The sequence below is a fragment of the Candidatus Effluviviaceae Genus V sp. genome, from assembly GCA_014728125.1.
Taxonomy (GTDB): Bacteria; Joyebacterota; Joyebacteria; order Joyebacterales; family Joyebacteraceae; genus WJMD01.
The window spans coordinates 1-3,553 of sequence record WJMD01000055.1 but is presented as its reverse complement, the minus strand read 5'-3'; the positions used below and the strand labels follow the sequence as shown (position 1 = coordinate 3,553).

Genomic DNA, 3,553 nt, shown 5'->3' with positions numbered 1-3,553 from the left:
GTGCCGGACACCCCGAAGCTCGAGGAGGTGGCCGAGCAGTACCTCAAACCTCCGTTCGAGGAGTTGAGACAGGCCACCATGGCCAAGGAGGAGTTCCGGAAGATCGTCAACGACGCCGTGACGGCGTACAACGCCGGCCGCATCGACGAGGCGATCGAGGGGTTCCGCCAGGCCGTCGAGCGGAAGCCGCAGTATCCGGACATCCGCTGCCGCCTGGCCATCGCGCTGGGCGAGCTCGAGCGGTACGACGAGGCGATCGACGAACTGAACGATGCGCTCACGATCAACCCGAACTACGTCGACGCGCTCTTCTTCCGCGGCGTCTTCAGCCTCAAGCTGGGAAAGTACCGGGACGCGACCGAGACCCTCAAGCGCGCCGCTGGTCTGAGAGAGGACTACTGGGATGTGCGGTGCTACCTCGGCATCGCGTACTTCAAACGCGGCATGTTCGACGAGTGCCGGGACGAGCTGCTGCAGGTCGTCGATGCGAACCCGACGTACTGTCTGGCCCACTACTATCTCGGTATGGCGCACCTCTCGAGCGGCCGTACGGACGAGGCGGTCGAGGCCTTCAAGGTCGCGTTCGAGGACCCCAGGTTCTGGAAGGACCTGCCCGGCGAGCCGGCCGACATCATGCTCCAGAGCGGCGACTACGACGAGGCCATCGAGCGCTACCGGAACGCGCTGACGCACAACCCGGGCTACGCCGACCTGCACTGCGGTCTCGGCGTCGCTCACATGGCGCGCTCCGAGTTCGAGGAGGCGAGGAATGAGCTCGAGCGGGCCGTCGAGATCAACCCCGACTACGCGGAGGCGCACGCGCATCTCGGCCGCGTCAAGGCGATGCTCGGCAGCGAGGACGAGGCGATCGAGCATCTGGAGCGCGCTCTGGCCCTGAGGCCCGGGTACGCCGACCTGCACCGGGAGCTCGCCGACCGCTACATCGCAGGCGAGCGCTATAACGAGGCCATCGGCGAGCTCGAGCGCGCCGTCGAGATCAATGCGAACTACGTCGAGGCGCGACTGACGCTCGGGCTGACGTACCGCCGTGTCGACCGCAAGAACGAGGCCGACGAGCAGTTCCGCAAGGTGCTCGAGCTCGATCCCAGAAACCCGATCGCCCGGGCACAGCTGGCCGACTGGACGCCGTCCCACAGAGAGCTCAGGAAGCTCCACGCGTGAGACGCCGCGGCCGACGTTCCGCACGGAGTACCGCGCGCGGGAGCCCCAGGGAGCTCCCGCTGGACGACCACGTTCCCTCCGGTGCGGAGAGCTTCTCCATCGCCCTCGTCTATCCGGCCACCTATCCGCTCGGCATGAGCAATCTCGGGTTCCACGCCGCCCTCAGGGCGGCGCGGGCTTTGCCGGACGTTCGCGTCGAGCGGGCCTTCTGGGACAAGCGCGGCAGCGGCACGACGCACGAGTCGGGGCTCCCGCTCTCGTCGTTCGACGTCGTCGCGTTCTCGACGTCCTTCGAGGACGACTTCCTCCGCATCCCAGCCATGCTCTCATCCGGCGGCGTCGCCGTCGAGACGGCAGAACGCCGGGACGGTCCCGTCGTCGTCATGGGCGGGTTCTGTGCGGCCCTGAACCCGGAGCCCGTCGCGCCTCTTCTGGACGCGGTGCTCATCGGGGACGCTCCCGCGCTGGTTCCGGAACTCGTCGAACGGCTCATGGGAACCGTGGGGCGCCCGCGCGAGGAGCGGCTCGTCGATCTCGCCGGCATGGAGGGCGCGTACGTACCCTCCCTCTACCGGGTCGTCGAGGAGGACGGCGTCGTGAAGGGGTTCGAGTCGCTTCAGGGGGCGCCGCTTCCGGTGAGACCGGCCCCGCCCTCCGACGAGCTCGCCTCGAGCGTCATTCTCTCCGACGAGGCGCACTTCGAGGACATGTTCATGATCGAGACCGCGCGCGGCTGCGCACGCGGGTGCCGCTTCTGCGCCGCCGGTTCGCTCGGTCGCCCTGTACGCGTGCACGAGGCCGACAGGGTCATAGCGGCCGCCCTCGACGCGCTAGACTCCACTCGGCGTATCGGACTGGTGTCCGCATCCCTGGGCGACCATCCCGAGATCGTAGCCATCGCGACGGCGCTCGTCGAGGCGGGCGCGGAGCTCAACATCGCCTCGATCCGGGCCGAGAGCCTCACACCGGCCGTCGCGGAGGTGCTGGCCGCCGCCGGGACGAGAACCGTGACCATCGCCCCGGAGGCGGGTTCGCTCGAGCTCAGGCGCATCATCGGCAAGCCGACGCCTGTCGAGGCGCTCAAACGGGCGGCTGCCGTCCTCGCCGATGCGGGGATACCGCGGCTCAAGCTCTATTTCATGGTCGGCCTGCCGGGGGAGGAGGACCGGGACATCGCGGCGATCTCGGAACTCACGGCCGAGATGGTCCACGTCTTCGCGTCGGGGAGAAGCGGCGCCCGGGTGTCGGTCGGTGCGTCGCCGTTCGTGCCGAAGCCCCGAACGCCGTTCCAGTGGGTTCCCGCACCGGAGCGTCGGGTCGTGCGCGACCGCATCACGAAACTCCGTCGCGCCCTGGCGCGTACGATCCGCATACCGTTCACGAGCGCCGGGCCGAGGGAGGCCGAGCGCGAGGCCGTACTGGCCCGCGGCGGACGTTCGATGGCGCCCGCCATCCGCTCCGCCGGGATTGACCGCGTGCCGTTCCGGGCAGCGCTCAAGCGGTCGGGGATCGACATCAGGGATGCTCTCGCGAGGGAGAGGACTGAGGATGAGACCTTCCCGTGGGAGGTCGTGGAGGCGGGACCTCCGAAGCAGGAACTGCTGGATTCCTACCGAAGCGCCAGGAACCTCATCGAGCGCCGCCGCTGACACCTCGGGCCCATGGGCTACTGCAACCTCTCCGCACCGTCGGCTCGGCGTGGATCGTCCTCACCGTGCACCATCTCCTGGATTGTCGCAAGCAGGTCGGGGAGTGTGTACGGCTTCTGCAGGAAGCGGAAGCCCTTCTCGCGGATGACCGACCATTGTGATTTCTGGTCGGTGTAGCCGCTCGAGAGGAGAATGCGGAGGTCGGGGACGCGCTCGAGCAGGTCGTCGACGAGTCTGAGACCACTCTTGTCGGGAAGGACGACGTCGCTGAAGATGAGCTCGAAGCGTCCCTGCTCCTTCTCGAACACCTCGAGCGCCTCGTCGGCCGCCTTGGCCTCGAAGACCGTGTACCCACTCTGGCGCAGAGCGCGCGACGCGAACTCCCTGACCACCTCCTCGTCCTCGATGAGGAGAATGCGCTGCCCGCCGCCCTGCAGCTGGTCGTACTCGACCGCCTCGCACGCTTCCTCGACGGCGACGTCGCCGTCGGCGGGGATGTAGATGCGGAACACGGTGCCCCGGTCGGGTTCGCTGTAGACGTTGATCCAGCCGTCGTGCTGGCGGACGATGCCGTAGACGACCGAGAGCCCGAGCCCGGTTCCCTTGCCCGGCCCCTTCGTGCTGAAGAACGGCTCGAAGATCTGGTCGATCACGTTCTCCGGAATGCCGCATCCGCTGTCCTCGACCGTGATCCGGATGAAGCGCCCGGGTCTGGCGTCGTG

3 protein-coding genes are annotated in these 3,553 nt (G+C 68.1%); 2 read left to right on the top strand and 1 reads right to left on the bottom strand.

What is annotated here, in order from left to right; genetic code table 11:
- Window positions 1–1,182, top strand: a 1,182-nt coding sequence (locus tag GF405_03025; GenBank protein ID MBD3367134.1) for a tetratricopeptide repeat protein, incomplete at its 5' end; no start/stop codon positions are given.
- Entirely contained in the window at window positions 1,179–2,831 is a 1,653-nt protein-coding gene (locus GF405_03020) for a radical SAM protein (GenBank protein ID MBD3367133.1), read from the top strand. The genes GF405_03025 and GF405_03020, both read left to right, overlap by 4 nt.
- A gap of 17 nt (window positions 2,832–2,848) precedes the next feature.
- Here GF405_03020 and GF405_03015 read toward each other — a convergent pair.
- A partial coding sequence (locus tag GF405_03015) for a response regulator (GenBank protein ID MBD3367132.1) occupies window positions 2,849–3,553 on the bottom strand: 705 nt, incomplete at its 5' end.